The sequence below is a fragment of the Pyxidicoccus caerfyrddinensis genome (assembly GCF_010894405.1).
Lineage (GTDB): Bacteria > Myxococcota > Myxococcia > Myxococcales > Myxococcaceae > Myxococcus > Myxococcus caerfyrddinensis.
The window spans coordinates 493,550-520,154 of record NZ_JAAIYA010000002.1; the positions used below are offsets into that span (position 1 = coordinate 493,550).

At 71.5% G+C, this 26,605-nt stretch carries 18 protein-coding genes; 6 read left to right on the plus strand and 12 right to left on the minus strand.

The genetic code is table 11. The annotated features are described in order from the left end of the window. Positions 1-49 precede the first annotated feature (49 nt). The gene (locus tag G4D86_RS05600; protein WP_163990239.1) at positions 50-2,773 is read left to right on the plus strand and encodes a PQQ-dependent sugar dehydrogenase; all 2,724 of its coding nucleotides are present in this window, start codon (positions 50-52) and stop codon (positions 2,771-2,773) included. 10 nt (positions 2,774-2,783) lie between these two features. On the opposite strand, the gene G4D86_RS05605 is transcribed toward G4D86_RS05600, so the two are convergent. Then, positions 2,784-3,398, minus strand: a complete 615-nt coding sequence (locus tag G4D86_RS05605; RefSeq protein ID WP_163990241.1) for a hypothetical protein — start codon at positions 3,396-3,398, stop codon at positions 2,784-2,786. Positions 3,399-3,436: 38 nt separating this feature from the next. Further along, positions 3,437-3,751, minus strand: coding sequence for a hypothetical protein (locus G4D86_RS05610; RefSeq protein WP_163990244.1), 315 nt, complete (start codon positions 3,749-3,751; stop codon positions 3,437-3,439). Positions 3,752-3,986: 235 nt separating this feature from the next. Here G4D86_RS05610 and G4D86_RS05615 point away from each other — a divergent pair, with 235 nt between their 5' ends. Beyond that, complete coding sequence (locus G4D86_RS05615) at positions 3,987-5,231, plus strand: exonuclease SbcCD subunit D C-terminal domain-containing protein (protein WP_163990246.1); 1,245 nt, start codon at positions 3,987-3,989, stop codon at positions 5,229-5,231. Further along, the gene (locus G4D86_RS05620) at positions 5,228-9,133 is read left to right on the plus strand and encodes an AAA family ATPase (RefSeq protein ID WP_163990248.1); all 3,906 of its coding nucleotides are present in this window, start codon (positions 5,228-5,230) and stop codon (positions 9,131-9,133) included. The genes G4D86_RS05615 and G4D86_RS05620 overlap by 4 nt, the downstream gene beginning before the upstream one ends. An 18-nt stretch (positions 9,134-9,151) precedes the next feature. Here G4D86_RS05620 and G4D86_RS05625 read toward each other — a convergent pair whose 3' ends face one another. Next, positions 9,152-10,081, minus strand: coding sequence for a serine/threonine-protein kinase (locus G4D86_RS05625; protein WP_163990250.1), 930 nt, complete (start codon positions 10,079-10,081; stop codon positions 9,152-9,154). Positions 10,082-10,083: 2 nt separating this feature from the next. Continuing rightward, entirely contained in the window at positions 10,084-10,956 is an 873-nt protein-coding gene (locus G4D86_RS05630) for a TIGR02266 family protein (RefSeq protein WP_163990252.1), read from the minus strand. Between the two features lie 221 nt (positions 10,957-11,177). Between G4D86_RS05630 and cglD the strand changes: the two genes are divergently transcribed. Beyond that, positions 11,178-14,567, plus strand: a complete 3,390-nt coding sequence (gene cglD, locus G4D86_RS05635; RefSeq protein WP_163990254.1) for an adventurous gliding motility lipoprotein CglD — start codon at positions 11,178-11,180, stop codon at positions 14,565-14,567. 109 nt (positions 14,568-14,676) lie between these two features. Here cglD and G4D86_RS05640 read toward each other — a convergent pair whose 3' ends face one another. From G4D86_RS05640 to G4D86_RS05650, 3 genes are all read right to left on the minus strand, one after another. Further along, positions 14,677-16,437, minus strand: coding sequence for a M14 family zinc carboxypeptidase (locus tag G4D86_RS05640; RefSeq protein ID WP_163990256.1), 1,761 nt, complete (start codon positions 16,435-16,437; stop codon positions 14,677-14,679). A gap of 31 nt (positions 16,438-16,468) precedes the next feature. After that, complete coding sequence (locus G4D86_RS05645; protein ID WP_163990259.1) at positions 16,469-17,404, minus strand: MBL fold metallo-hydrolase; 936 nt, start codon at positions 17,402-17,404, stop codon at positions 16,469-16,471. 84 nt (positions 17,405-17,488) lie between these two features. After that, a complete protein-coding gene (locus G4D86_RS05650) occupies positions 17,489-18,373 on the minus strand; it encodes a hypothetical protein (protein ID WP_163990261.1) in 885 nt (294 codons plus the stop codon). Positions 18,374-18,716: 343 nt separating this feature from the next. On the opposite strand from G4D86_RS05650, the gene G4D86_RS05655 reads away from it, so the two are divergent. Both G4D86_RS05655 and G4D86_RS05660 read left to right on the plus strand, forming a co-directional pair. Next, positions 18,717-20,177: a sensor histidine kinase gene (locus tag G4D86_RS05655; RefSeq protein ID WP_163990263.1), complete on the plus strand. Its 1,461-nt coding sequence runs from the start codon at positions 18,717-18,719 to the stop codon at positions 20,175-20,177. After that, positions 20,174-21,595 (plus strand): sigma-54-dependent transcriptional regulator, encoded by a 1,422-nt coding sequence (locus tag G4D86_RS05660; RefSeq protein WP_163990265.1) that lies wholly within the window; start codon positions 20,174-20,176, stop codon positions 21,593-21,595. Before G4D86_RS05655 ends, G4D86_RS05660 begins: the two co-directional genes overlap by 4 nt. On the opposite strand, the gene G4D86_RS05665 is transcribed toward G4D86_RS05660, so the two are convergent. The 5 genes from G4D86_RS05665 to G4D86_RS05685 form a co-directional block, all read right to left on the minus strand. Beyond that, the gene (locus tag G4D86_RS05665) at positions 21,596-22,414 is read right to left on the minus strand and encodes a MetQ/NlpA family ABC transporter substrate-binding protein (RefSeq protein ID WP_163990267.1); all 819 of its coding nucleotides are present in this window, start codon (positions 22,412-22,414) and stop codon (positions 21,596-21,598) included. A gap of 23 nt (positions 22,415-22,437) precedes the next feature. After that, positions 22,438-23,097, minus strand: coding sequence for a methionine ABC transporter permease (locus tag G4D86_RS05670; protein WP_163990269.1), 660 nt, complete (start codon positions 23,095-23,097; stop codon positions 22,438-22,440). Next, a complete protein-coding gene (locus tag G4D86_RS05675) occupies positions 23,090-24,085 on the minus strand; it encodes a methionine ABC transporter ATP-binding protein (RefSeq protein ID WP_163990271.1) in 996 nt (331 codons plus the stop codon). The genes G4D86_RS05670 and G4D86_RS05675 overlap by 8 nt, the downstream gene beginning before the upstream one ends. Before the next feature lie 308 nt (positions 24,086-24,393). Further along, complete coding sequence (locus tag G4D86_RS05680) at positions 24,394-25,551, minus strand: trans-sulfuration enzyme family protein (RefSeq protein ID WP_163990273.1); 1,158 nt, start codon at positions 25,549-25,551, stop codon at positions 24,394-24,396. Next, the gene (locus G4D86_RS05685; protein ID WP_163990275.1) at positions 25,463-26,590 is read right to left on the minus strand and encodes an aminotransferase class I/II-fold pyridoxal phosphate-dependent enzyme; all 1,128 of its coding nucleotides are present in this window, start codon (positions 26,588-26,590) and stop codon (positions 25,463-25,465) included. The genes G4D86_RS05680 and G4D86_RS05685 overlap by 89 nt, the downstream gene beginning before the upstream one ends. Positions 26,591-26,605: the final 15 nt, after the last annotated feature.

The window sequence follows — 26,605 nt, forward strand, 5'->3', positions numbered from 1 at the left end:
ACAGATGACGGACTGAAGCCGCGCTGCACGTGCGTTAGCTTCGTCGGTCATGCGTACCCCCCTCATGACGTCGCTGTTGCTCCTGCTTTGGTGTTCCCCCTCATGGGCAGCCGCGGTACCTGCCGGCTTCACGGAGACGGCCTACACGTCCAGCGCGCTGTCACCCGCCACGGGCATGGCGTGGGCGCCGGATGGCTCGGGCCGCCTGTTCATCATCCTGAAGAATGGCGTGGTGCGGACGGTGGCGATGAAGGACGGCGCCCTCGAAACGCAGTCGGGGACGAACACACCCGTCTCGCGCGTGTTCGCGACGGAGACCGTCTACACCACCAACGAGTGCGGTCTCATCGGCATCGCGTTCGACCCGAACTACGTGGTCAACCGGTACGTCTACTTCTTCGTCACCGTCTCCGACTCCGAGCAGCGCATCGTCCGCTACACGGATGCCAATGGCGTGGGCACCGCGCGCACGGAGGTCGTCACGAAGCTGCCCACCGCCGGGCAGAACCATGACGGCGGAGGCCTGGGCTTCGGCCCGGACGGGAAGCTCTACTGGTCCATCGGTGACCTGGGCAACGGCACCGGTGTGGATGCCGACCTGACGTCGCTCGCGGCGAAGGTGGGCCGCGCCAACCTGGACGGCACGCCCGTCAACGACAACCCCTTCAACGACGGCGTGGGCCCCAACAACGAGTACATCTGGGCGCGCGGCTTCCGCAATCCCTTCACGCTCACCTTCCAGCCGTCCACCGGGAAGCTGTGGAGCAACACCGTGGGCACGGGCTACGAGCAGGTCTTCGTGGTGAGCAGTAGAGACCACGCCGGCTACAACGACTACGAGAACAACCAGCCCACCACCAACGGGTACATCCAACCCGTCATCAAGTACCGCACCAACAACATCGACACGCGCAACCTGACCGCGGCCGGGGCGGTGCGCAGCGGGGGCGTCACGACCTTCACCACCACCGGGGCGCACGGCTTCCGCAAGGGCGAGAAGCTCACCCTCGCGGGCGTGGGCAACGCGAGCTTCAACGGCACCTTCTACGTCGCCAGCGCGCCCGCCGCGCCCGACGCCACCACCTTCACCGTGGCCCAGCCGGGGCAGCCGGATGCGACCAGCGGAGGCGGCACCGCGACGACGCAGGCGCTGGGCGGCTCTCTCACCGGCGGCACCTTCTATGACGCCACGCTCTTTCCCCCGGAGTACCGCGGCAACTTCTTCTTCGGCGACTACAACTCCGGGCAGGTGACGCGCGCCACGCTGGCCGCGGACAACTCAGTGGCCACGGTGGACGAGTGGGGCACGGGCTTCTCGTCGAACGTGGACCTGTCGGTGGGGCCGGACGGAGCGCTGTATGCGCTCGGGTACACCAACGGCACCGTGCGCCGCATCGTCCCGTCCGCGCCCGGGCAGAAGCTGGTGGTGTCCGGGCTCAACCTGCGTGTGGTGGAGGGAGGGCGCACCGCCTTCACCGTGCGCCTGGCCCAGGCCCCCACCGCGGACGTCACGGTGCAGGTGACGCGGGCCATGGGGGGCTCGGAGGACCTGAGCGTCGCCAGCGGCGAGTCGCTCACCTTCTCCCAGACGGACTGGAGCGTGCCCCGCGTGGTGACGCTCGCGGCGGTGGAGGATGCGGACGCCGTGGAGGACGTCGCCACCTTCACGGTGACGGCGGCGGGGCTGGGAGAGGAGGCGGTGGTGGTCACCACCATCGACAACAACGCCCCGAGGCTGGTGCTGTCCTCCTCGCAGGTGTCCGTCCCGGAGAACGGCACCGCCACCTTCGACGTGTCGCTGTCCAAGCAGCCCTCGGGCACCGTCTCCGTCACCGTGGCCTCCACGCAGGGCGACGCGGACATCACGGTGCAGGACGGGGCCTCGCTCGCCTTCACGTCCGGGAACTGGAACACGCCCAGGACTGTCACCTTGCGGGCCGCGTCGGACGCGGATGGGCTGGCCGGGGTCGCCACCATCACCGTGGCCGCGCCGGGGCTGGATGCGCGCTCGGTGGTGGCCACCGAGGTGGATGACGATCCGCTGGCCCCCGTCATCACCTCCACGCCCATCACCACCGCCGTGGTGGGCAACCCCTACCGCTACGACGTGGAGGCGGAGGCCCGGCCGGCCCCGACGTACTCGCTGGTGGGCACGGTGCCGGAGGGGATGACCGTCGACGTGGCCACCGGCCTCATTTCCTGGACGCCCACGGCGGCGGGCCCGGTGGATGTCCTCGTGCGGGTGAGCAACGGCGAGGCGCCGGACGCGGAGCAGGCCTTCCGCATCACCGTGAAGCCCGATGAAGCACCGCGCGCCGTCCTCACGCGCCCCGTGGAGGGAGAGCGCGTGTCCGGCACCACGAACGAGTTCTTTGGCGACTGCGTGGACGACGTGGGCTGCACGCGCGCCGAGTTCTACGTGGACGACGTGCTGCAATACACGGACACGCGCTCGGACAACCACTTCCACTTCGGCGGCGAGCACAACCGCTGGGACACCACGGCGCTGACGCCGGGCGGCCACCGCGTCCGCTTCGTCGTGGTGGACACCGCCGGGAATCAGTCCGATGTCCAGGTGATGGTGTGCGCCGGTGACGTGAGCTGCGAGCAGTCCCAGCCGGACGGGGGGACGGGTGCGCCGGACGCGGGGACGGGTGGGCCCATGCCGGAGGACGACAGCGGCTGCGGCTGCGGTGCGGCTCCGGTGGCGCCGCTCGCGTGGCTGGCGCTGGGTGCGCTGGCGCTGCGGCGGAGGCGGGCGCGCGGGGGCTGAGCCGCCTCGCTCAGACCGACGTTCGACCGGGAAGCTGCTGGCGCGCGGTGTACAGCGCGTTGGCCAGCCCGAGCGCTGGAAGTACCCCGGCTTCCAGCGCCTCGAGCGTCTCGGGGAAGCCGCGAAGCTCCGCCTCCAGCATCCCCGCCACGATGGAGAAGCTCGCGTAGCTCGCGCGCAGCTCCAGCAGGTGGCGGGCCACCTCCGGGGCGCGGAGCAGTGCGCGCACCTCGGGGGAGATGCGCTTCAAGTCGAGCGCCGCGTCGCCGACCTCCTCGCCCTTCCCGCCGAACAGCTCGAGGAACGTGTCCTCGAGGCTCTCGGGCTCCAGCAGCAGGCTGCGGCCCAGCACGTCGCCCAGGTCCAATCGCAGCACCGCCGCGGTGTGCCGGTGCTTGCCGCCCTCGCGCTGCTCCGTGAGCAGGGAGAGCTGCCGTCCATGGTGGAGCCCCTGCACTTCCAGGGCGCCCTTGGTCTCGGTGAAGGTCCACTCGTGCCGGGCCGCGAGGGCCTTCCAGGCTTCGTGCCGGCTCTTGCGCGAGCGCAGGATGGCGAAGCCCATCAGCGCGAGGACGGCCGCGATGATGAGGATGGGCAGCAGGGACGACAGCGACGGGCTGGACATGTCCCGGAATCATCTCCGACATGTCCATCTCCGGCCAGTCACCCCCGGCGTCGGGCCTCGTCGCCCAGCTCCAACCGCGCCACCGTCACCTCGTAGCGGTACCTGCCTCCGCAGCGGGCCTCCGTGTGCACCGAGAACGGCCGGCCGTGAGAGGCCCCCTGGACCAGCAGGCTGGGCGCCTCCATGGGGAAGAAGCGCGGGGTCGCGGTGAGGCTCCAGCCGTGCCGCTCCGCGAGCCCGCTCCAGGCCGCGTGCCGCCGCTGGAGCAATTGCTTCTGGACGTAGAAGCCGCCCACCACCATGACGGTGACGCCAACGAGCAGGAAGAAGGCGGCCAGGAGTTCGCCGGACATGGCGTGTGAGCATCTCCGCACCGGGTGGCGGTGGCCAACCACCTCCGCGCGTGGGGTGGGAGGGGAGGACCCGCCAGGGGAGTCGGCTTCGTAACTGCGCGGACTTCCAGGAACTTGCGCGCATGTCAGAGCGAGCGAGTAAGGGAGCAAGCGCCTGCCGCTTGGAGCGGGTGGCTTCCCCAGGGGAGGCTGCCCGCGGCCCGAGCGCCGCGGGGCGAGGGAGGGTGGACGCGGGATGCGCCTGTTGCACACGTCGGACTGGCACCTGGGGCACACGCTGTACGACGTCTCGCGGGAGGCGGAGCACTCGGCCTTCCTCGACTGGCTGCTGGACACGCTGGAGACGCACGCAGTCGATGCGCTGCTGGTGGCCGGCGACATCTTCGATACCGCCAACCCCGGCGCGGACGCGCAGGCGGCCTGGTACCACTTCGTCGCGCGCGCCCGCAGGCGGCTGCCCCGGCTGGATGTGGTCGTCATCGGCGGCAACCACGACTCGGCCGCGCGGCTGGACGCGCCGGACCCGCTGTTCGCCGCGCTCGGCGTGCGCGTGGTGGGCGGACTTCCGCGTGCGCGCGGGGAGCTGGAATTGGAGCGGCTGCTGGTGCCACTGCACGACGCGAAGGGGCGCGTGGGTGCGTGGGTGGCGGCGGTGCCCTACCTGCGGCCCGCGGACCTGCCGCCCGTGCCGGTGGAGGCGGGAGACCGCCTGGTGGAGGGTGTGCGCGCGGTGTACGGCGAGGTGCTGGCCGCGGCGCGGCGCAGGCGTCAGTCCGGACAGGCGCTGGTGGCCATGGGCCACTGCTACATGACGGGCACGGAGCTGTCCGCGCTCAGCGAGCGGAAGATTCTCGGTGGCAACCAGCACGCGCTGCCGGTGGACCTGTTCTCGGAGGACGTGGCGTACGCGGCGCTGGGGCATTTGCACAAGGCGCAGCGGGTGGGCGGTCGCGAGGGCGTGCGCTACAGCGGCTCGCCGCTCCCGCTGTCGCTGTCGGAGGCGGGCTACCGGCACCAGGTGTTGCTGGTGGATTTGAAGGGTGACGCGCTGGAGGGCGTGCGGCCGCTGACAGTGCCCCGCACCACGGACATGGTGCGCGTGCCCGCGCGGGAGGCGGTGCCGCTGGAGGAGGTGGTGTCGCTGCTGGAGGCGCTGCCGGCGCGCGAGGAGGGCTCGCCGGAGTGGACGCGGCCCTACCTGGAGGTCTGCGTGGCGCTGCCGAGGCCGGAGCCGTCGCTGCGGCACAAGGTGGAAAAGGTGCTGGAGGGCAAGGCGGTGCGGCTGGTGAAGCTGACCCCGGCGTACACGGGTACCGGCGGCGCATTGGCCGAAGCGCAGCCGGGCCTGTCCCTGAAGGAGCGCACGCCCGAGGACGTCTTCCGCGCGCGCTACGCGAGGGACTTCCAGGAGCCGCCGTCCCCGGTGCTGCTGGAGGCCTTCCACACGCTGCTGGCCGAGGTGCAGGAGGAGACGTCATGAAGATCCTGGCCATCCGCGGCTCCAACCTGACGAGCTTCGCGGGCGACTTCGCCCTCGAATTGGACCAGCCGCCATTGGACAGGCTGGGCCTGTTCGCGATTACCGGTGCCACGGGCGCCGGGAAGAGCACGCTGCTGGATGCGATGTGCTTGGCGCTGTTCGACCGCACGCCCCGGCTGGGTGGGCGTGGCGGCGCGCCGGTGGGCCGGGCGGATGAAGAGGAGGAGGCGCGGCTGTCGGCGTACGACGTGCGCGGCATGCTGCGGCGCGGGGCGGGCGAGGGCTATGCCGAGGTGGACTTCCAGGGGAAGGACGGGAAGCGCTACCGGGCGCGCTGGTCGGTGTGGCGCGCGCGCAGCCGCGCGGAGGGGCGCTTCCGGCCGCAGGAGATGACGCTGACGGAGGTGGCCAGCGCGCAGCAGTTCGGCCGCACCAAGAGCGAGGTGCTGGCCGCGATTCAGGAGCGGCTGGGGCTGTCGTTCGACCAGTTCCGCCGCTCGGCGCTGCTGGCGCAGGGCGAGTTCGCGGCCTTCCTCAAGGCGGATGCCAGCGAGCGCGCGGAGCTGCTGGAGCGGATGACGGGCACGGAGGTGTACAGCCGGCTGTCCGTCGCCGCGCACGAGAAGAACCGGGCGGAGCAGGAGGAGCTGACGCGGCGGGCGCAGGGGCTGGCGGCGATTGCGCTCATGTCCGAAGCGGACCGCGAGGCGGCGCAGGCGCGGCTCGGCGAGGAGGCCGGGGCGCGGACGGCGGCGGAGGCGCAGCTGGAGGCGGCGGAGGGGGCGGCGGCCTGGCACTCGGAGCGGGCGGGGCTCTTGGGGGCGGAGCTGGCGTCGGAGACGAAGGCGGTGGAGGCCGCGCAGTCGCTGGAGGAGGCGGCACCCCGCGCGGCACGGCTGGAGGAGGTGCGCGCGGCGGAGTCCTTCCGGGGCACCGTGGCGGCGGCGGAGGGCGCGGAGCGGCGGTGGACGGAGGCGGAGGCCGCGCAGGTGGCCCGGGCCTCGGAGGCCGAGAAGGCGCTGGCGGAGTCGGCGGCCCGCAGGGTGGTGCTGCTGGACGCGGAGCGGGCGAGGACGGGGGCGCACGACGCGGAAGAGGCGGCGAGGCCGGCGATAGAGGCAGCGGCGGCGCTGGATGCAAGGCTGGCCGTGGTGGCGCGGGAGGCGGAGGAGGCGCGCAGGCGCGCGGAGACTTCGCGGGGGGCGGCGGGGACGGCGAAGGCGGAATTGGAGTCGGTGCTGGCCCGCGAGGCGGCGGCGCGCGCGGAGGGTGAGAGCGCGCGCAAGTGGCTGACGGAGAAGGCGCACTGGGTGGCCCTGACGGGCGAGTGGCCCCGCTGGCAGCGTGAGCTGGAGCGCTACGAGTCGGCGCTGGGCGAAGGGCGGAAGGGGCGCGAGGACGCCGGGCGGTTGCGCGGTGACGTGGACCGGCTGCGCGGTGACGTGACGCTGCGGCGGGAAGAGAAGGCCGCGGCCGCCGAGGCGGAGGAGATGGCGCAGGCGGCGGCCACGCACGCGGAGGCCGCGGAGGGTGGAGAGGCGGGCTCGGCACGGCGTGCGCTGCGCGAGGCGCTGCTGGCGCGGCAGGACGTGCTGCGGGCGCTGGAGGTGGCGCGGGAGGGGCTGACCTCGGACGGGGCGGAGGTGCGCGCCGCCGAGGGCGAAGCCACGAAGGCGAAGGCGGAGGCGGAGGCCGCAGAGGGTGCGGCTCGGGAGGCGGCGACGCGGCGAGCGGAGCGCGAGGCGGCGCTGAAGGAGGCGCGGCGGGCACTGTCGATGGCGCAGGCGACGCAGAGCTATGCGTCCCACCGCACCCTGCTGCGCGAAGGTGAGGCGTGCCCGCTGTGCGGTGCCACCGAGCATCCGTATGCCCGTGAGGTGTCTGCGTTGGACGGGTTGGTGGCGGAGTCCACGGCGCGCGTGGAGACGCTGGAGACGGAGCGGGCCGAGGCCAGTCGCGCCGAGGTGGCGGCCAGTGCGAAGGGCGCGGCGGCCAGTGCTCGCGCGGGACAGGCGAATGCTCGCCGTGAGACCGCGGCGGCCCGGTGCGCGGAGCATCGCGCGGCGTGGGACGGGGCGCGTGAGAAGTGGCTGCGCTCGGTGTCGGGTGCGTCGATGGCGTTCGGGCCGCGCGGCGGCACGGCGTTGTCAGACGTGCGCGAGGCGCCTGGGGCATCGCTGGCGTCCGGACCAGGAGAGGGCGCGGCGTTCTCGGGGCCTGCGCGCGACGCGTCCCAGCCCCCCGACGTCGGTGACGCGTCGGAGGCCGGCGCCTGGCTGCGAGCGGCGCGTGCCGAGGTGCACGAGCGGCTCGCTTCGCTCAAGGCCGAGGAGGAGGCCGCGGAGGGCCTTGCCCGCGCGGCACGCGAGGCCCGGGCCGCGCTGGAGACGCAGCGCATGCGGCGCGAGGCGGCGGCGGAGATGCTCCGGCGCGCCGAGGAGCTGCTCACCCGGGCGGAGGGCACGCTCAACGAGCTGCTGGCCCGCGTGGAGGCGGCCGAGGCCATCCGACGGCAGGTGCTCGCGGACGTGGCCCCCGTCTTCGCCCAGGACGAGGGCTGGGAGGCGAAGCTGGAGGCGGACCCGGCCACCTTCCGGGGCAACTGCGCGAAGCGCGTGGCCCTGTGGAAGACGAAGGAAGAGGCCCGACTGAAGGCGGAGGCCCGCGAGGCCGAGGAGCAGAAGCACCGCGCTCGCGCCCAGGGACTCGTGGACGTCAGCACCCAACACGCCGAGGAGCACGCGAAGCTCGCCGCGCTCAAGGAGGAGGAGCGGAGCGAAGTGGCCCGCGCCCGCGCGGCGCTGCTGGACGGTCGCTCCACCGAGGACGTGCGTGCGGAGTTGCGCGCCCGGCTGGACGCCGCGGTGGAGTCCTTCGAGCGCGCCCGCAGTGCCGCGGACGCCGCGAAGCAGGCGGAGCGCGTGGCCGCCGCCCGCGCCGAGGACGCCGTGCGCGTGCGCACCGAGGCCGTCGAGGCGAGGGAGGCCGCACGCGCCGCCCTGGTGGAACAACTCTCCGCCCGTGGCACCACCCTGGAGGCGGTGAAGTCGCTCCTGGCCCACGACGCCGCGTGGTGCGAGGCGGAGGCACGGGCCCTGTCGGCGCTGCGCGAGGCGCTCGCCCAGGCGCGCGCGGTGCTGGCCGAGCGACGGGAGCGGCGCACTCGGCACGAGGAGTCCGGCCCCCCATCCCTGTCCGAGTCCGAGGCCGTCTCCGCCCGCGAGCGGCTGCGCGCCGACGTGGAGGCCCGCCGCCGCGCCGAGGCCACGCTGCGTGCCCGCCTGGAGTCCGACGACGCGGCCCGTGCGCGGCACGGCACGGAGGCCGCGGCCCTGGAGGAGCGTCGGCGCGACGCGGAGGTGTGGAAGGCGCTGGGTGACCTCATCGGCTCGCATGACGGCAGGCGCTTGAAGGTGTTCGCCCAGAGCCTCACGCTGGACGCGCTGCTGCTGCACGCCAACGCGCACCTGCGGGAATTGGCGCGGCGCTACCGGCTGATGCGCGTGCCGGGGCACGACCTGGACCTGCAGGTGGTGGACGGGGACATGGGCGACGAGGTGCGCAGCGTGGCCAGCCTCTCCGGTGGAGAGAGCTTCCTGGTGTCGCTGGCGCTCGCGCTGGGGCTCGCCTCGCTGTCGTCCGAGACGACGCAGGTGGAGACCCTCTTCATCGACGAGGGCTTCGGCACGCTGGACCCGGAGACGCTGGAGGTGGCCCTGGCCACGCTGGACGCGCTCCAGGCCACGGGCCGGCAGGTGGGCATCATCTCCCACGTCAGCGGGCTGGCCGAGCGCATCGGCATCCAGGTGCGCGTGGTGAAGCAGGGCGGAGGCCGCAGCCGACTGGTGGTGGAGGGAGACCCGGGCATGGTGCCGCCCTCGGTGGGCCAGCAGGTGGCGTGAGGCGCGGGGCCTGTCGCCTCAGCCTTCCGTGCCCATCAGCCCGCGCACCACGGCGGCCACGGCCAGCGGCGTGGCCACGCGGTCGTCGCACAGCGGCGCGAGCGCCCGGGCGAACTGCTCCGCGGACTTGAAGCGCTGCGCGGGGTGGGGCGCCAGCGCGCGGTCCAGCACCAGCGCCAGCGCGTCGGACACCTCCGGCACCAGCTGGCGGATGGGCGTCACCCGGCCCCCGCGGATGGAGGACTCCACCTCGTCACCCGGGCCGGAGGGGAAGGGGGACTCCAGCGACAGCAACTCGTACAGCAGCACCGCCGCAGCCCACAGGTCCACCGCCACGGACACGTCGCCCGCAATCAGCTCCGGCGAGCGGTAGTGCTGCTTGCCCAGGCGCCGCGCATCCAGCGCCAGGCCCGCGCGCGAGCGGGCCACGCCGAAGTCCGCCAGCTTCACCTCGCCCGTGCGCGACAGCAGCACGTTGTGCGGGGACACGTCACAGTGCACCACGCCCAGCGGTCGCCCCGTGGTGCTGGTGGCATGGTGCGCGTGCGCGAGCGCCTCCAGCACCTGCCGGACGATGAGCACGGAGATGTCGATGGGCAATTCAATCCGGCGGCGCCGGCACTGCGCCAGCACGCGGCCGAGGTCCGGCCCCTCCACCAGCTCCATCGCCAGGTAGCCGCCGTCCCGCAGCTCGCCGTACTCCACGAAGCCGACGATGTGCGGATGGTGCAGGCACCTCGCCAGCTCCGCCTCGTGGAGGAGCTGCTCGCGAGCCTCGGCGTCATGCGCGCGCTCGGGGCGCACCCGCTTGACGGCCACCCGCTCTCCGGCCCGGGGCCCCTGTTGCATCCGCGCGAGGAACACCTCCGCCATGCCCCCGCGTCCCAGCCGCGACAGCAGCTCGAAGCGGCCACAGTCTCGCGGCCAGGTCTCCGACGTGCCGTCCATCGTCAGCCCGTGCCGCCGACCAGGCTCGCCAGGTACCCGTCCAGCGTCTGGGAGAAGGTGGCGTCGTCGCTGAGGAACGCGAGCCCCACGCCACCGGTGTACGGGTCATCCACCACGTGCACCACCACCGCGTCGCCCTGCAGCCGGTTCCCGTTGGGCAGCTTCACGTCCACGGTGACGACGCTGTCGGGCTGCGGCCGGTGCGCGGTGCGCACGAAGAGGCCGCCGTTGGAGATGTTGAGCGCGTGCTCGCGCACGAAGTCCAGCTCGGTGCGGAACTCCAGCTCCAGCTTCACCGCGAAGCGCCGCCCTCGCCGCTGCGGGCTGTCCCGGTGCGCGGTGGGCACCTGGTGCGAGGGAGCAATCGCCCGAGGCTGCGGGGCCGAGGGCTCCGGCGCGCTCGTGGCGGCACGCGCGGGCGGAGCCTCCGGAACGGGCCGGGGCGCCGGAACGGGCCGGGGCGCGTCCATGGGGTTGGCGGGCGGCGCGGACGGACGGGCGCCACCCGCGGCCAGCTTGCTCACGTGCTGCTGCAGGGCGTGCGCGGCGGCGGCGCGCTGCTCGCCTGGGTACGCGGTGCCACCGCCGAACGTGGCACCGCGGAAGGCATCGCGCTCGGCCTTCGGCATGCGCCACAGCTCCACGAAGGTGCCGCCGCTGCGCTTCGCCTCCTCGGCCAGCTTCTCCACCGCGGCGCGCGGGTAGCCGGGCGCCTCCACCTTCAGCTCGAGGCCCGCCTCCTCCGCGCGCAGCGCCACCACGAGCTGCAGCGATTGGGCAGTGGACAGCAGCGTGCCCAGCCCCTCCACCCAGGCCGCGACACGCTCCGGCAGGGCCGAGCCATTCCACAATGCCGCAAGACCGAAGACGGGCACGGGCCCGACGATAGCCGAGCCCTCCCACCTCGCGAACCCTGATCGCTCACAGTCTCGTCGCAATCTGCTCATGTGGCTGCATGGGAAGCGACCGGGCGCTGACCCTCTCTTGCCCTAAAGGGAATACAGGCTGGCAGGACGCGAATGGCATTCTAAAATCGATGTCTGCTTCGACCCATCCCTCCCCCCACTTGGTGTCGAAGCAACTGGAGTCAAAGACGATGCGTACCCCTCTCAGACAACTCGTCACCTGTGCGCTGCTGGCGGCTTCGCTGCTGGCGGCTTGCGGTGGTGGCGATGACCCCACGGATGACCCCAAGCCCGTCGTGGACGCGGGCCCGGGCGATGAGACTGACGCGGGCCCCCTGCCCACGAACGAAGATGCTGGAATCGAGCCGGACCCGGACCCGGACCCGGGTCGGGTGCCCACGGATGCGGGCGACGAGAGCAACCCCACGAAGGACTCGGACTGTGACGGCCTGGCGGACTCCGAGGAGTTCGCCAACGTGTACCCCGGCGGGCTGAAGACGGACCCGGGCCTGCGCGACACCGACAGCGACGGCATCCGAGACGGCGTGGAGGTGGGCCGCACCACCACCCTCAACACGGGCTGCCCCTTCCGCGCGGACGCGGACCCGGACACCCGCACCTCGCCGGTGAAAGCGGACACGGACGGTGACGGCCTGGCGGACGGGCTGGAGGACACCAACCGCAACGGCGCGCGCGAGCAGGGCGAGACGGACCCGAACGCGCTCGACTCGGACGGTGACGGGCTGAAGGACGGCGACGAGGACACCAACCACAGCGGCACGGTGAGCGCGGGCGAGACGGACCCGCGCAAGCGGGACACGGACGACGACGGCCTGCCGGACGGCCTCGAGAAGCAGGTGGGCACGGACCCGCTCAAGCCGGACACCGACGGCGACTCGTGCAAGGACGGCGACGAGGACAAGGACCACGACGGCGTGAAGGACACCGGTGAGTCGGACCCGAAGGTGTCTGACTGCGCCGCCTCCGTGCCGGACGCGGACTTCGACGGCATCCCCGACGCGGTGGAGACCACCACCGGCACCAACAAGAACAACGCAGACACCGACGGTGACGGCACGCCCGACGGTGTGGAGGACGAGAACCGCAACGGCCGCGTGGACGCGAACGAGACGGACCCGCGCCTGACGGACACCGACTGCGACGGCCTGCAGGACGGCCCCGGCAAGGGCGGCTTCCTGGGCGAGGACCCCAACAACAACGGCCGCGTGGACGCGAACGAGACGGACCCCACCAACCCGGACACGGACGGCGACGGCCTGCGCGACGGCCTGGAGCGCGGCGTGGCGACGGCGGCGGCCCCCCGCACCAACTGCGGTTACTCCGGCGACGCGAACACCACCACCACGACTTCGCCGCTGAATCCCGACGCGGACGGCGACGGCATCCAGGACGGCGCGGAGGACGCCAACCAGAACGGCCAGGTGGACCCGGGCGAGCTGGACCCGCGCAACCCCAATGACGGCGCGGATACCACGCCCGCGGGTCAGGCGTGCAAGACGACCAACCTGCGCACCGTCACCTTCAAGGAGGACTCGGGTGGCGACCTGCGGCTGGCGCTGCCCAGCACCTTCACGGACGCCAACCTCGTGAATCTCACGGTGGGTGGCAGCTCGGTGGGCCTCATCGGCTGGGACGCCACGAAGAATGTGACGCTGATTGCATACAAGCGTGGCCAGGTGGGCACCGCCGCGGACCCCACCGCGGACGAGGCGGGCATCCGCACGGCGTCCTTCAACGCCGCCACGCGCGACTACACGCAGACCTTCACCACCTGGGACGGCTTCCAGGCGCTGGCCGCGCGCTACTCGCAGGCGGGCACCACGGACCTGAAGGCCTTCACCAACACCCTGGCGCGCTCGCTGGTACCCGGCAGCGCCGGAGCGCTGGCGGGGACGGCCGGAATCACGGGCCCGTTCAAGATGCAGGCGCAGTACGTGCACCGCTCCAACCAGAGCGTGGTGGTGGTGTTGGCGATTACGCCGGCGGCCGAGTACACGGAGGCGAAGAGCCTCTTCACGCTGTCGGACACGGCGGGCGGCACGGCGCTGGCGCAGTTCGGCGACGCGGACGCGGTGCAGTGCGAGAAGTTCACGGCCAGCCAGGCGGTGGTGGACTTCCTCTTCGTGGTGGACGACAGCGGCTCCATGGCGACGTCGCAGCAGTCGCTGGCGGACGCGGCCACGGCGGTGGCGCAGAAGCTGGGCAACGCGACGCTCGACTGGCGCCTGGCCATGGTGACGACGAGCTACACGGCGTCCAACGAGCCCAACTCCGCCCTGCTGCGCGGCTTCACCCGCAACGTGAACCAGTTCCGGGCGTGGCTCACGCAGAGCAGCACCTGCGGCAGCAACGGCCAGTGCACCACCGTCACCATCCCCGCGGGGGGTGAGGCCACCACGTGTACGAGCAAGAACCAGTGCTGGGTGAACATCGACGGCACCGGCACGGAGCGCTCGCTGGACTCCGCGCGCAAGGCCATCAATGACCTGAAGGCGGCCGGCGGCACCGCGGACACCCGCATCCGTCCGGGCGCCAAGGTGGTGGTGGTCATCCTCACGGATACGCGGGACCAGTCCTCCAACCCCGTGACCACGTTCTCGCAGTACTTCCTCGACACGGGCTCGGTGGCGGGTGAGAGCAACAACCCGGTGGACCAGCCCATCCAGGTGCACGGCATCATCTGCCCGCCGGACGGGCCGCGCTGCTGGACGGATGCGAATGACCCGAACAACTACGAGGAGAACGCCAACCCGCGGCACCTGGACATCATCCAGGCCACGGGCGGTGTGTACGGGAGCATCCGCGACGCGGCCTCCATCACCACCACCATCAACGCCATCGTCGACAGCGTCATCGCCTCGGTGGGCTACAAGACGCTGAAGCCGCCCATCGGCGCCTCGCTGAGGGTGGCGGTGGCGGAAGTCACGGACGCGGTCACCTGCCCGAGCGCTGCCGACCTGCCGCGCAGCAAGACCCACGGCTTCGACGTGGACGGCATCAGCCGGGCGGTGTCCTTCTACGGCGCCTGTCGTCCGAAGGTGGCGGGCACCACGCAGGCGGCGGTGTCCTACCGGTACTGGAGCGACCGTACGACGAACCCCAACGGCGTGCCGCCCCCGTGCAAGTCGGACCCGTACTACGACGCCAACGAGGCGGACTCGTGCCGGGGCAAGCTCGCGTGCAACCGCGCCACGGACCGGTGCGACTGCCCGGCCGACTGCGGCGGCGGTGGAGCGCCGGGCCAGGTGTGCAACACGGACCCGGCGGTGTGCGCCTTCGCCTGCACGGCGGACTGCGGCGGGACGTGCGGCACGTATGAGACGTGCAGCCAGTCTGCCTGCGCCTGCACCTGCGCGCCGGACGCCACCTGCGCGGAGGGCTACGACTTCGACCCGAACCTGTGCGCCTGCGCGTGCAACACGGCGGGGTTGAACTGCGATGCGCAGCACCAGCCGGATGCGAACTCGTGCTCGTGCGCGTGCAAGGCGGACTGCGGTGGCTGCGGGCGCCGTGAGGTGTGCAACCCGAGCACCTGCACGTGTGACCCCATCCTCGGCTGAGGTGGACCGTCACTCCGGGCCCCTCGTCACCTGAGGGGCTTGGGGCAGGCCTGAAGTGAATGGACGCCCCGCGAGCCACATGGTTCGCGGGGCGTCTGTGTTTGGGGCGCTACTTCGAGGCCGCCAGCCCGGCGGGGGCCGCCTGCGTGCGCAGGATGGGGTAGACGCGCAGCTGGACGTCGCGGGCGGGGTGGCGCTCGTAGAAGAAGCGCAGGCGGGCGCGCGGGTCCTTCGCGAAGCCAGGGTCCTTCATCTTCGCGTCCCACTCGGCCTTCACCGCGGCGTCTTTCAGTTGCTCACGGGCGAAGGGCTCGAGCACGTAGTCCTCGATGTATTCCTTCTGCTCGAAGTGGGTATTGAAGAGGCCCCACGACACCAGCGAGTCCGGCGCCGTGGGCTCCAGCAGGTGGGCGACCAGCTCGATGCCCGGCTGCGCCACCGGGACGTACAGCGTGCCCGCGGGCAGCGTGCGGGTGCCCTTCTCCCAGGCGCCCTTCACGGTGAGCGTCTGGTGGCCCTCGACGGACTGGGCGCCCCACTTCACGTCGGTGGCGCGGAACAACTCAGTCTCAGCGGAGGGCACCTCGTGCGTGAGGCGCTGGAAGCGCAGGCCGTGGGTGGCGAGCTTCTGCGCCACCATGGCCGCGTGGGCGGGCGGCACCAGGTAGCCGCCCGAGGGCAGCGACGCGGTGAGGGCCGGACGGATTTCGTCGAAGTACGGCACGTTCCACACCTGCGGCTTCGTGACGTCGTAGCGAATCCACGTCTGGCCGGACACGTCGGATGGGGCGCGCTCGTACGCGTAGCCCCGGAAGGCGATGGGGTGGCTCTTCTCCGTGTTCTGCCAGGCGAGCACCACCTCGCGCACCTTGCCGGACTCCGCCTCCGTGTCCGCCGCCTTCGCCGCCGCGCGCAGGGCCGCGCCGTCCCGGGCCACGAGGCGCAGCAGGCCCGCCACCGCGTCGCGCGTGGCCTTCACGCGCTCCGCATACGGCTTCCACGAGTGCGTCTCCACCAGCACGCCGAAGCGGTGGTGGATGGACCAGTAGACGTGGCTGAAGCGGGGCGGGGCCACGCCGTAGGCGAAGCCGGACGCCGGGTCATCGTCCTGGCGGAAGGACGGGTAGAACTCCATGGGCTGGTGGCCCTGGGACTCCATCTCCGTGAAGAGCTCCTGGCGCAGCTTCACGCCGAGCTCCCGCAGCGGCGCCGGGCCGGACTTCTGCGGCTCCAGGCCCACGGACACGTCGGGTTCGAACTGGGCGCCGTCGGTGACGTGCAGGTCCGCGTAGACGAGCGGGTCCCACGCGTGCAGGTACTTCAGGAGCGCCACCATCTCCGGCGCGTCGGCCTTCACGTAGTCGCGGTTGAGGTTGAGGTTCTGCGCGGTGACGCGCCAGCCCATCTCCTCGGGGCCCACCTGGTTGGGGCGGTGGTTCTTCCCGAAGCGCTCGTGGCCGTCCACGTTGAAGACGGGGACGAAGACGGCGGTGACGCCCTTGAGCACGCCGGGCAGCGCGGTGCCGTTGAGCATGTCGCGCAGCAGCCAGAAGCCGGCGTCCTTGCCGTCGATTTCACCCGCGTGGATGCCGCCCTGGAAGAAGACGACGGGGCGGCCCTTCTTCACGGCGGCGGCGGGGGTGAGGGTGCCGTCCGCGCTGGCGACGAGCGCGAGCATCGGCCGGCCCTCCGGCGTGGTGCCGAGCGTGTCGCAGCGGGCCTTGCCGGGGAAGGCCCTGGGGAAGGCGCGGCAGAGGGACTCCACCTCGGAGTAGCGGCCGGTGCGCGTCCAGCCGCTCTGCTCGGAGACGGTGGTGAGAGGCGGTGGGGCCTGGGTGAGGGCCAGGGCGACGAGGGTGGGCAGGAGCATGTCCTCCCCACAGCACAGGCCCCGGTGGGTTTCAACCGTTGCGCACGGTGAGGGTGCCACCCACGGGGAGGACGTGGACGCGCTCACGCGGCCAGCCGCGGCGGGTCCACTCCGTGTCCAGACGGCGGGGCGGCTCGTCGAGCGGCTCGTCGGTGAGCTTGAAGGTGCCCCAGTGCATGGCGAGGAAGCGCGTGGCGCCGAGGTCCTCGAAGGCCTGCGCGGCCTCCTCCGGGTTCATGTGCTGGCGGCTCATGAACCAGGCCGGGTCATACGCGCCAATGGGCAGCAGCGCGGCGTCGAGCCCGGGGAAGCGGCGGCCGATTTCCTTGAAGCCGTCGAAGTACGCGGTGTCGCCAGAGTGGAAGACGCGGGCGCTGGAGCCCTCGATGACGAAGCCGCCCCAGAGCATGTCGTTGACGTCGTTGAGGCCGCGTCGGCTCCAGTGCTGCGAGGGGACGAAGTGCACGGTGACGGGGCCCAGCTTCGTGGACTGCCACCAGTCCAGCTCGGTGACGGGCAGATTGGAGCCCTTGAAGACGGGCGTGTGCCCGAGCCCGGTGACGATGGGGACGCCGACCTGCTTCAGCGTGGGCAGGTCCAGGTGGTCGTAGTGGTTGTGCGACACGAGGCTGGCGGTGATGGGGGGCAGCTTCTCCACGGGGACGCCGGGCGGGACGTTGCGGTGGATGACGACGTTGATGGCGTCGCGCAGCACCGGGTCCACGAGGAGGGAGAGGCCGTCGAGCTGCACGAGCCAGCTCGCGTGGCCGAGCCAGGTGAGGCGGGCGCCCTCGCCTGGGGCCGGGGGCGTTGCGAGGAGGGCGAGGTCGGGCTCCACGCGGGGGACGGGCGCGCGGTCCGGGGACTTGCGGCGGCGGCCGGTGAGCTTGTCGCCCACGGCCCACTTGAGGACGCGGTCGAAGGACTGGGGACCGCTGCCGTCGAGGTTCTTGAACCGCAAGGCCATGGACTGTTCCTCCGCTCCGGGGATGGTGCCTGCCCCTGTCATGCTCGTGAGGGGCGCGGTGCGCAAGGGGGAGGACGGAGTGTGTTACCAGTCCGGGAGGCAGACCCACGGCCGCGTGGGTCGGGCCTTCTTGCAGCGGTAGCCTTCCGCGCAGGTGTTGGGGCCGTTCGGCTCGCACGGGGGCTGGCAGGCCCAGTTGTCGCAGATGAGGCCGGGAGGACAGGAGGTCCGGTCCTTGCGGCAGTATTGCGCGCATTGCATCCACACGGTGGCCGGGTACTCCGTTTCGTGGTCCAGCTCGCACTTCTGATTCTCGGGACACGGGGTCGTCTGGCAGTTGGTGCCGTAGACCTTCTCGCAGGAGGAGGCGCCCTCTTCGTAGTGGATGCACTCCTGGCCTTCGGGGCACCCGGACTTCTCGCAGGTCGGCAGGCAGAGTGGGCCGAGTCTGGTGTCCGTACAGGCGTAGTGCTTCGGACAGGAGTTCGGGTCGTCCTGGTTACACGTGCGGGCGCAGAACCCCGCTTGTCCACCACAGATGAGCCCGGGACCACATGCATCGTGCAGGTCCTTCCCAATCTCGACGCACAGCTCCCCCTCCTTGCGAATACCGATTGGGACGCAGATACGTACCAGCGGGCCTTCGCCGAAGGTTGTCAGCGCTCGACATACCTCCCCATCACCGCATTGCATGTCCGTCAGGCACTGGCTGTCAGAGCAGTAGTTGGCCTTGGCCCGGGCATCCGAAAGACAGCCCATGGGGAATTCGCAGTCCGAGTCGCGCTTGCAGTTGCGGTGATAGCTCTGCAGCCGCAGTCGCTCTTCGCTGCGAAGTACCGGTGCAACCCTTCGCCCGTGCTCCAGTTGCTGCTCTGGCATTCCAAGCCGGAGAGCGCTGCCCAGGAGGATCACCATGGGGAGAGGGAACAGCAGGGCGACACAGGCGCCGACGGCCGTGCGCCAGCTCATTCCCCGCACCTCCGGAGGCACTCTTCGCTGTCCTCCTTGCCGTTCTCGCAAAACATCGCGTGCTCCGCTTCTGAACACTCCCTGTTGGGGATGTTCTCCAGCGCATCCCTGTGAGCGGCCTTGTCGGCAAGGCCTCCCGGCCTGTGCACCTCGGGACATCCGAGCACGGCAAGAGACAGCGAACAGACCCACGTGGCCGGCCAGCGCATCGGCGTTCCCCCAGGCAGAGGAAGCAGCCTGACGAGCCTACCGGGGGCCCTCCCCAGCCCGTACCCACCCCGCGGGGCATCTCCGCGCCGCACAGTGAGCAGCCCGGGCCTCACTCCCCTATATAGAGGGCGAGATGCTCTCCCCCTCCGGCTCCACCACTCGCAAGCTGCTCCTGGCCTTCGGCGCGCTGGTGGCGCTGTTCACGGCCGCGTCCGGCTTCGCGCTCGCCCGGCTGACGGACATCCACGACGGCTCGCATGCGCTCCGCGAGGCGGGAGGCCGCGTCCGGGACGCGCTGGAATTGGCCACCGCCGTGAGGGACCAGTACGCGCACCTCGCGCACACCATCATCCTCGGCAACGCCAGCCACGTGCGCTTCCACGACGAGGCGCGGGCCCGCGTGGAGGCGCTCACCCGCAAGCTCCGAGAGCAGGCGCGCGACGCGCAGGAGCAGACCTGGGTCGCGGACATCCAGCAGAACGGCGACGCGCTGAACCGGCTCTACCACGACACGCTCCTCCCGGCCGTGCTTGCGAAGGACCAGGCCGCCATCACCGCCGCGCACGGGCGCGCGCTGGAACTGGTGTCCCAAATCCAGGCGAGGGCGGACTCCCTGGCGCAGCGCTTCGACACCTCCATCGGCTCCTTCGAGGCGCACGTGGGCGCGGTGGAGCACGCGAGCTTCCGCTGGGCCCTGCTGTTCCTCGGCGGGGCCACACTGTTCGCCGTGGGCGTGGGCATCTACATCGGTAACTCGGTGGCGCGGCCGGTGGCGCGGCTCTCCGAGGGCGCGGCGCGACTGGCACGCGGCGACCTGCACACCCGCATCCCCGAGGGCGACCCGGGTGAGCTCGGCCAGCTCGCGGCCCAGTTCAACCGGATGACGGAGGCGCTCCGAGCACACCAGGCGCAGCTCGTCCAGCACGAGAAGCTCGCGGGCATCGGTCGGCTGGCGGCGGGCGTGGCGCACGAAATCAACAACCCGCTGGGCGTCATCCTCGGCTATGTGCGGCTGCTCCAGCGCAAGGCAGAAGGGGCGCTCGCGGAGGACCTCGAGGTGGTGGAGCAAGAGGCGGTGCGCTGCCAGGAAATCGTCGAAGGGTTGCTCGACCTCTCCCGCCCGGGGCGCGGCCCGGTGGAGCGCGTGCCCCTGCGCGAGGTCTGCGAGGAAGTGGTGGAGCGGCTCCGTGAATCCTCGCGGCTGGGCGACGTGGAGGTGCGCGTGGAGGGAGACGCGTCCGCATGGGCGTGGCCTCCGCGCCTGCGGCAGGTGTTGCTCAACCTCATCAAGAACGCGGCGGAAGCCGCGGGGCAGGGTGGCACGGTGGCGCTGCACATCGAAGCGGCGCCGGACGGCGGAGCGAGCGTCGCGGTGTCGGACTCCGGGCCCGGGGTGAAGCCGGAGGACCGGCCCCGTCTCTTCGAGCCGTTCTTCTCCACGAAGCCGACGGGGACGGGGCTGGGGCTCGCGGTGAGCCAGGCCATCGCGGAGGCGCATGGCGGGCGGATTGAAGCGGACACGGGGCCGCTGGGAGGCGCGCGCTTCACGCTGCGGCTGCCGCCCGCGTCGCCCGCGCAGGAGGCCATGGCATGAGCACGCCGCAGAAGCCGGCCGTCCTCGTGGTGGACGACAAGGAGAACATGCGCAAGCTGTTCGCGCGCATCCTCGGAGACGCCTACGCGGTGACGGAGGCGGCGGATGGGACGCAGGCGCTCGCACGGTTGGCGGAGCGCGAGTTCGACGTGGTGGTGACGGACATCCAGATGCCGGGAGCGGACGGCTTCGCGGTGCTGCGCGAGGTGAAGCGGCGCGCGCCCGACACGGAGGTGGTGCTCGTCACCGCGTACGCGAGCATTCCCAAGGCGGTGGAGGCCATCAAGGAGGGCGCGTACGACTACCTCTCCAAGCCGTTCGACCCGGACGAAGTGGCCCTCCTCGTCGCCCGGGCGCTGGAGCAGCGGCGGCAGCGGAAGGATGCGGCGGGGCTGAAGGCGCGGCTCGCGACGGCACCGGACCTCCATGGCCTGCTGGGCGCAAGCGCTGCGATGCGAAGCCTGCACGCGCTGCTGTCCCAGGTGGCGGTGAGGGACCTCACCGTGCTGCTCACGGGGGAGACGGGCACGGGCAAGGAACTGGCGGCGCGCGCGGTGCATGCGGAGAGCCCGCGCAAGGCGAAGCCCTTCGTGGCGGTGAACTGCGGCGCACTCCCTGCTGACCTGGTGGAGAGCGAGCTGTTCGGCCATGCGAAGGGCGCCTTCACCGGCGCCACCATGGCGAAGGCCGGCCTCTTCGAGGAGGCGCACGGCGGGACGCTCTTCCTGGACGAGATTGGAGACTTGCCGCTGCCGGTGCAGGTGAAGCTCAACCGCGCGTTGCAGGAGAAGGAGGTGCGACGCGTGGGCACCACCACGCCGGTGAAGGTGGATGCGCGGGTGGTTGCGGCCACGCATCGAGACCTCGCCGCGGAGGTGGCGGCGGGGCGCTTCCGCGAGGACCTCTACTATCGGCTCAACGTGGTGACGGTGCGGCTGCCAGCCCTGCGCGAGCGGCGTGAGGACATTTCGCTGCTGGCGTTGCACTTCCTCTCACGAGCGGGCCGGCCGGAGCTGGAAGGCTTCGCGCCGGAGGCCCTGCGTGCCTTCACTGCGTACGCGTGGCCCGGCAACGTGCGGCAGTTGGAGAACGCGGTGGCCCGTGCGGTGGCGGTGGCGCAGGGGCCGCGCATCGGCGTGGACGACCTGCCACCGGAGCTGGGCGCGGCTCGGGTGGCGGAGGCCGGCGGTGCCTCGGCCGGAGGCGTCCCGGCCGAGGCGCTGGCGAAGCTGCCCTACCGCGAGGCGGTGGACAGCGCGCGGGACGCGGTGTCGCGCGAGTACCTCTCCGCGCTGATGCAGGAGTTCGGCGGCAACGTCACCCACGCCGCCGAGCGTGCGGGGATGGAGCGCGAGAGCCTGCACCGGTTGCTCAAGCGCTATGGCGTGCGCTCGGACGACTTCAAACGTCCGGACTGATCAGAACGCCGCCACCACCGCGCCGCCGTACTGCGCTTCGATGAACTTCCGCACCTCCTCGGAGTGGAGCGCCCGCACCAGCGCCTGGACCTCGGGCCGCCCCTCGTCGCCCTTCCTCACGGCGAGCACGTTGGCGTACGGGTTGTTTCTCGGTGCCTCGCGGGCCAGGACGTTCGCCTTCAGCTCGAGGTGCTTCTGCGCCTCCAGGAAGTAGTTGCCGTTGATGACGGCGGCAGCCACGTCCTCCAGGGTCCGCGGCTGCTGCTCCGCGTCGATTTCCCGCAGCTCCAGTCGGCGCGGGTTGCCCACCACGTCCTGCACGGTGGCGGTGGCACCCGCGCCCTCTCGCAGCCGGACCAGCCCCTGCGCTTCCAGCAGCCGCAGCGCACGGGCCGCGTTGCTGGGGTCGGAGGGAATCGTCACCAGCGAACCCTCGGGCAGCTCCGCGAGCTGTCGATAATTCGTGGAGTAGAGCGCCAGCGGCTCCAGGTGCACCGGACCCACGCTGCTCAGGGACAGCTTCCGGTCGGCGCTGAAGCGCTCCAGGTAGGGCACGTGCTGGAAGTAGTTCGCGTCGAGCTGGCCATCCGACAGCGCGATGTTCGGCTGCACGTAGTCGGTGAACTCCACCACCTCGAGACGCAGGCCCTCGCGCAGGGCCACGGGAGCGGCGGCGCGCAGGATTTCTCCGTGCGGCACCGGGTTGACGCCCACCCTCAGGATGCGGACGACCTCGGTGGACGTATCGGAAGCGGGGGCCTTGCAGCCGGCCAGCAGCACGGCAGCGGAGAGCAGTAAGGGGACGAAGAAGCGTTTCACGGTTGTGGACTCCAGGAAGAGGTTCAGGAAGACGCGCGTTCGAAGCGCGAGGCCAACCCGTCACCGAGCCACTGGACGAGCTGCACCAGCACCAGCAGCACCACCAGGCAGCCCAGCATGACGTCGGTGCGGAAGCGCATGTAGCCGTACTTCACGGCCAGGTCGCCCAGTCCGCCGCCGCCCACCGCGCCCGCCATGGCGCTGTAGCCGAGCAGGCTGATGACCACGAGCGCCGTGCCGCGCACGAGTGAAGGCAGTGCCTCAGGAATCAGCACGCCGAAGACGACGCGACGGCGGGTGGCGCCCATGGCGACGGCGGCCTCCACCAGCCCGGCGTCCACCTCGCGCAGGCCCTGCTCCACCACGCGACCCATGAAGGGAATCGCCGCCACCACCAGCGGAACGATGGCCGCTGTGGTGCCGATGGTGGTGCCCACCAGCACGCGCGTGAGCGGGACGATGGCTACCATGAGGATGATGAAGGGCACGGAGCGGCCCACGTTGACGAGCGTCCCCAGCACGCGGCTCAGCGCCGGCCGCTCCCACAGCCCACCCCGGTCCGTGATGACCAGCAGCACGCCCAGCGGCAGTCCCGCCAGCAGCACCAGCACCGCGGCCACCGACGTCATGTAGAGCGTCTCGCCGGTGGCCACCCACAGGGAGCGCAGCAGCTCGCTAGACATGGGGCACCCGCGGCGTCAGGCCCTGCTCGCGGAGGAAGCCCAGTGCTCCGTCCACCGCCTCCGGCGGACCCGTGAGCTCGAAGAGGAGCCGGCCCACGCGCGTCTCTCCCACGCGCTCCATCGAGCCCTCCAGCAGCCACGCGTCCACGCCGAAGCGCCGCGCCAGCGTGGTGAGGATGGGCCGCGTGGAGTGCTCACCCACCAGGGACAATTCCACCCTCCGGCCTCCGGGAGCCGCGGCTGCGTCCACCGGCACGGAGCGCGGGTAGCACAGGTCGTGCAGCCGGGTGCCGGGGCGCGCGATGAGGTCCACCACCTTGCCCTGCTCCACCACCCGTCCGCGCTCCAACACGGCGACCGAGTCGCAGATGGACTTCACCACCTCCATCTGGTGGGTGATGAGCAGGATGGTCAGCCCGAGCTGACGGTTGATGTCCCGCAGCAGCCCGAGCACCGAGCGCGTCGTCTCCGGGTCCAGCGCCGACGTGGCTTCGTCGGACAACAGGACGCGTGGACGAGGGGCCAGCGCCCGGGCAATGCCCACCCGCTGCTTCTGCCCGCCCGAGAGCTGCGAGGGGTATGCCCCGGCCTTGTCGGACAGCCCCACCAGCGCGAGCAACTCGTCCACACGCTCGCGGATTTGCGCGTGCGAGCAGCCCGCCACCTCCAGCGGGAAGGCGACGTTGCCCGCCACCGTCCGCGAGGAGAAGAGGTTGAAGTGCTGGAAGATCATCCCGATGCCCTGTCGCGCGGCGCGCAGCTCATCGGGACCGAGCGCCAGCATGTCCCGCCCGTCCACCCGCACTTCGCCCGTCGTGGGGCGCTCCAGGAGGTTGAGGCAGCGGATGAGCGTGGACTTGCCGGCGCCGCTCTGGCCGAGCACGCCGAACACCTCTCCGAACTCCACCCGCAGCGACACGTTCCGCAGGGCCGGCACCTCGTGCGCGCCCTGCCCGTACACCTTGCTGACGCCTCGAAGCTCAATCACGGCGCCGCGACCTCATGGGGACTGCGAGACATCCAGGACTCCTGGGTGACGTGTCGTCACCGCGTGGTGGAAGGCCCCGCCTCCGGCCGGAGCACGGAGGAGGGGAAAAGAAACGGCCCGTTCCCGAGAGGCGGGTAACGGGCCGGTCGACACGAGGTGCGTGAGGGAGGCTCAGCGCGCGCGAACGGACGGACCCGTGGGGGCATGGCAACACATGCCTCCGCAACAGGAACCGGACGTGGCGACGGAAATGAGCATCGGCCCTTCAGGTAATGAATCGCCGCGAGCGTGTCAACTCGACGTGCCGCTCACGCCGCCACACGCAGCGCCTGGCCTAATGCGAGCGCGAGGTCCTCCTGAAGGTCCTCCAGGTCCTCCAGCCCCACCGAGAAGCGGATGAGCCCGTCGGTGATGCCGCGCCGCTGCCGCTCGGCGGCGGGAACGGACGCGTGCGAGTGGCGAGCAGGCACGGTGACGATGCTCTCCACCGCGCCCAGCGACACGCCGAGCAGGGGCAACTGGAGCGCCTCCACGAAGGGCGCCGCCCACGCGTCCTGCTCCAGCCGGAAGGACACCACCGCGCCCGCGCCCGGGTAGAAGACCTCTCGCACCTCGGGCCTGTCCGCGAGCCAGCGAGCGAGCGCCGCAGCCGTGCGCACCTGCCGCTCCATGCGGACCCCCAGCGTCTTGATGCCGCGCTGGAGGAGGAAGCAGTCCTGGGGCCCCAGCACCGCGCCCACCGCGTTCTGGAGGAAGTAGACCTCTTGCGCCAGCGCCGGAGTCTTCACCGCCACCGTCCCCGCGACGACGTCGCTGTGGCCTCCGAGGTACTTCGTGGCCGAGTGCACCACGATGTCCGCGCCCTCGGTGAGCGGCCGCGAGACGTATGGCGACAGGAAGGTGTTGTCGACGATGAGGAGCGCACCGCACGTGCGCGCGATGCTGGACATCGCGGTGATGTCCGTGCGGCGGAGGAACGGGTTGCTGACGCTCTCCACCAGCAATGCCTTCGTGTTCGGCCGGATGGCGGCACGCACCGCGTCCGGGTTGCTCGTGTCCACGAAGGTGGCCTTGAGCCCGAAGCGGCTGAACACGCGGGTCAGCACGCGGTAGGTGCCGCCGTAACAGTCGTCCGTCACGACGAGGTGGTCCCCCGCGCTGAAAAGCATCAGCACCGTGGAGATGGCGGCCATTCCGGAGCCGAAGGCGAAGGCGGCGTGCGCCTCGTCCAACTCGGCGAGCACGCCTTCCAGCGCCTTGCGCGTCGGGTTGCCGGAGCGCGCGTAGTCGAACTCGCCGGGCCTGTCCAAGCCCGGCTGGTCGAACATGGACACCTGGTAGATGGGCACCGTCGCCGCGCCGGTGGCGGGGTCGGTCTCATGACCCGTGTGTAGCAAGCGCGTCGCGAAGCGGGTTCGCACGGCGGGCTCCTTCGAGCGCCTGGGCCAGGTCGGTGATGATGTCATGACAGTCCTCGATTCCCACGGAGAGGCGAAGCAGTCGGTCTGAGATTCCCAGTTGCTCCCGGCGCGCGACGGGGATGTCGGCGTGGGTCTGGGTCGTTGGGTACGTGATGAGCGTCTCGACGCCGCCGAGCGACTCGGCGAAGAGGCACACCTGGACGGAGGCGAGCACCCCGGGCACCAGGGCCGCCTCGGTGACGTTGAAGGACAGCATGCCGCCCACGCCCGGGTAGAAGACCCGCTCCACGAGCGGGTGCGCGCCGAGCCACGCGGCCACCTCGCGCGCGTTGGCCTGGTGCTTCTCCATGCGCAGCGCCAGCGTCTTCAGCCCGCGAATCACGAGGTACGCATCCTGCGGGCCCAGAATCGCGCCGATGCCGTTTTGTAGATACGCGAGGCGCTCGCCCAGTGCCGCGTCCTTCGCCACCAGCGCGCCGGCCACCACGTCGTTGTGCCCGGCGAGGTACTTCGTCGCGCTGTGCACGACGATGTCCGCGCCCAGCTCCAGCGGCCGCTGCAGCCACGGCGTGAGGAAGGTGTTGTCGACGATGAGCAGCGCGCCGGCCTCGTGCGCGATGGCGGCAATCGCCGGGAGGTCCGCCGTCTTCATCAGCGGATTGGTGGGTGACTCCACGACGATGGCCCGCGTGTTGGGACGCAGCGCGGCCCGCACCGCCTCCGGGCGCGTGGTGTCCACGAAGGTGAACGGGACATGGAGGATGCGGTCCACCAGCCGGTAGGTGCCGCCGTAGAGGTCCTCGGTGAGGATGACGTGGTCGTCCGGCCCGAAGAGCTGGAGCGCGCAGTGCAGCGCCGCCATGCCGGAGCTGAAGGCGAGGCCTCGGCTGCCGCCCTCCAGCCCCGCCAGTGCGTCCTCGAGCGCGGAGCGGGTGGGGTTCTTCGTCCGCGAGTAGTCATAGCCGGTGGACTGGCCGAGCGCGGGGTGCTGGTAGGTGGCGGACTGGTAGATGGGGACGGCGATGGCGCCGGTGGCGGGGTCTCTGCGTACGCCCGCGTGGACCAGGGCGGTGGCGAGTTTCATGGAAGGGGCTCTTTC

Bases quoted from the DNA above. Each gene is read 5' to 3' on its own strand.
- G4D86_RS05625 (WP_163990250.1), bottom strand. From the start codon at position 10,081: ATGGACGGCACGTCGGAGACCTGGCCGCGAGACTGTGGCCGCTTCGAG.
- G4D86_RS05685 (WP_163990275.1), bottom strand. From the start codon at position 26,590: ATGAAACTCGCCACCGCCCTGGTCCACGCGGGCGTACGCAGAGACCCC.
- G4D86_RS05680 (WP_163990273.1), bottom strand. From the start codon at position 25,551: ATGACATCATCACCGACCTGGCCCAGGCGCTCGAAGGAGCCCGCCGTG.
- G4D86_RS05615 (WP_163990246.1), top strand. From the start codon at position 3,987: ATGCGCCTGTTGCACACGTCGGACTGGCACCTGGGGCACACGCTGTAC.
- G4D86_RS05640 (WP_163990256.1), bottom strand. From the start codon at position 16,437: ATGCTCCTGCCCACCCTCGTCGCCCTGGCCCTCACCCAGGCCCCACCG.
- G4D86_RS05645 (WP_163990259.1), bottom strand. From the start codon at position 17,404: ATGGCCTTGCGGTTCAAGAACCTCGACGGCAGCGGTCCCCAGTCCTTC.
- G4D86_RS05620 (WP_163990248.1), top strand. From the start codon at position 5,228: ATGAAGATCCTGGCCATCCGCGGCTCCAACCTGACGAGCTTCGCGGGC.
- G4D86_RS05610 (WP_163990244.1), bottom strand. From the start codon at position 3,751: ATGTCCGGCGAACTCCTGGCCGCCTTCTTCCTGCTCGTTGGCGTCACC.
- G4D86_RS05605 (WP_163990241.1), bottom strand. From the start codon at position 3,398: ATGTCCAGCCCGTCGCTGTCGTCCCTGCTGCCCATCCTCATCATCGCG.
- G4D86_RS05655 (WP_163990263.1), top strand. From the start codon at position 18,717: ATGCTCTCCCCCTCCGGCTCCACCACTCGCAAGCTGCTCCTGGCCTTC.
- G4D86_RS05660 (WP_163990265.1), top strand. From the start codon at position 20,174: ATGAGCACGCCGCAGAAGCCGGCCGTCCTCGTGGTGGACGACAAGGAG.
- cglD (WP_163990254.1), top strand. From the start codon at position 11,178: ATGCGTACCCCTCTCAGACAACTCGTCACCTGTGCGCTGCTGGCGGCT.
- G4D86_RS05670 (WP_163990269.1), bottom strand. From the start codon at position 23,097: ATGTCTAGCGAGCTGCTGCGCTCCCTGTGGGTGGCCACCGGCGAGACG.
- G4D86_RS05600 (WP_163990239.1), top strand. From the start codon at position 50: ATGCGTACCCCCCTCATGACGTCGCTGTTGCTCCTGCTTTGGTGTTCC.
- G4D86_RS05650 (WP_163990261.1), bottom strand. From the start codon at position 18,373: ATGAGCTGGCGCACGGCCGTCGGCGCCTGTGTCGCCCTGCTGTTCCCT.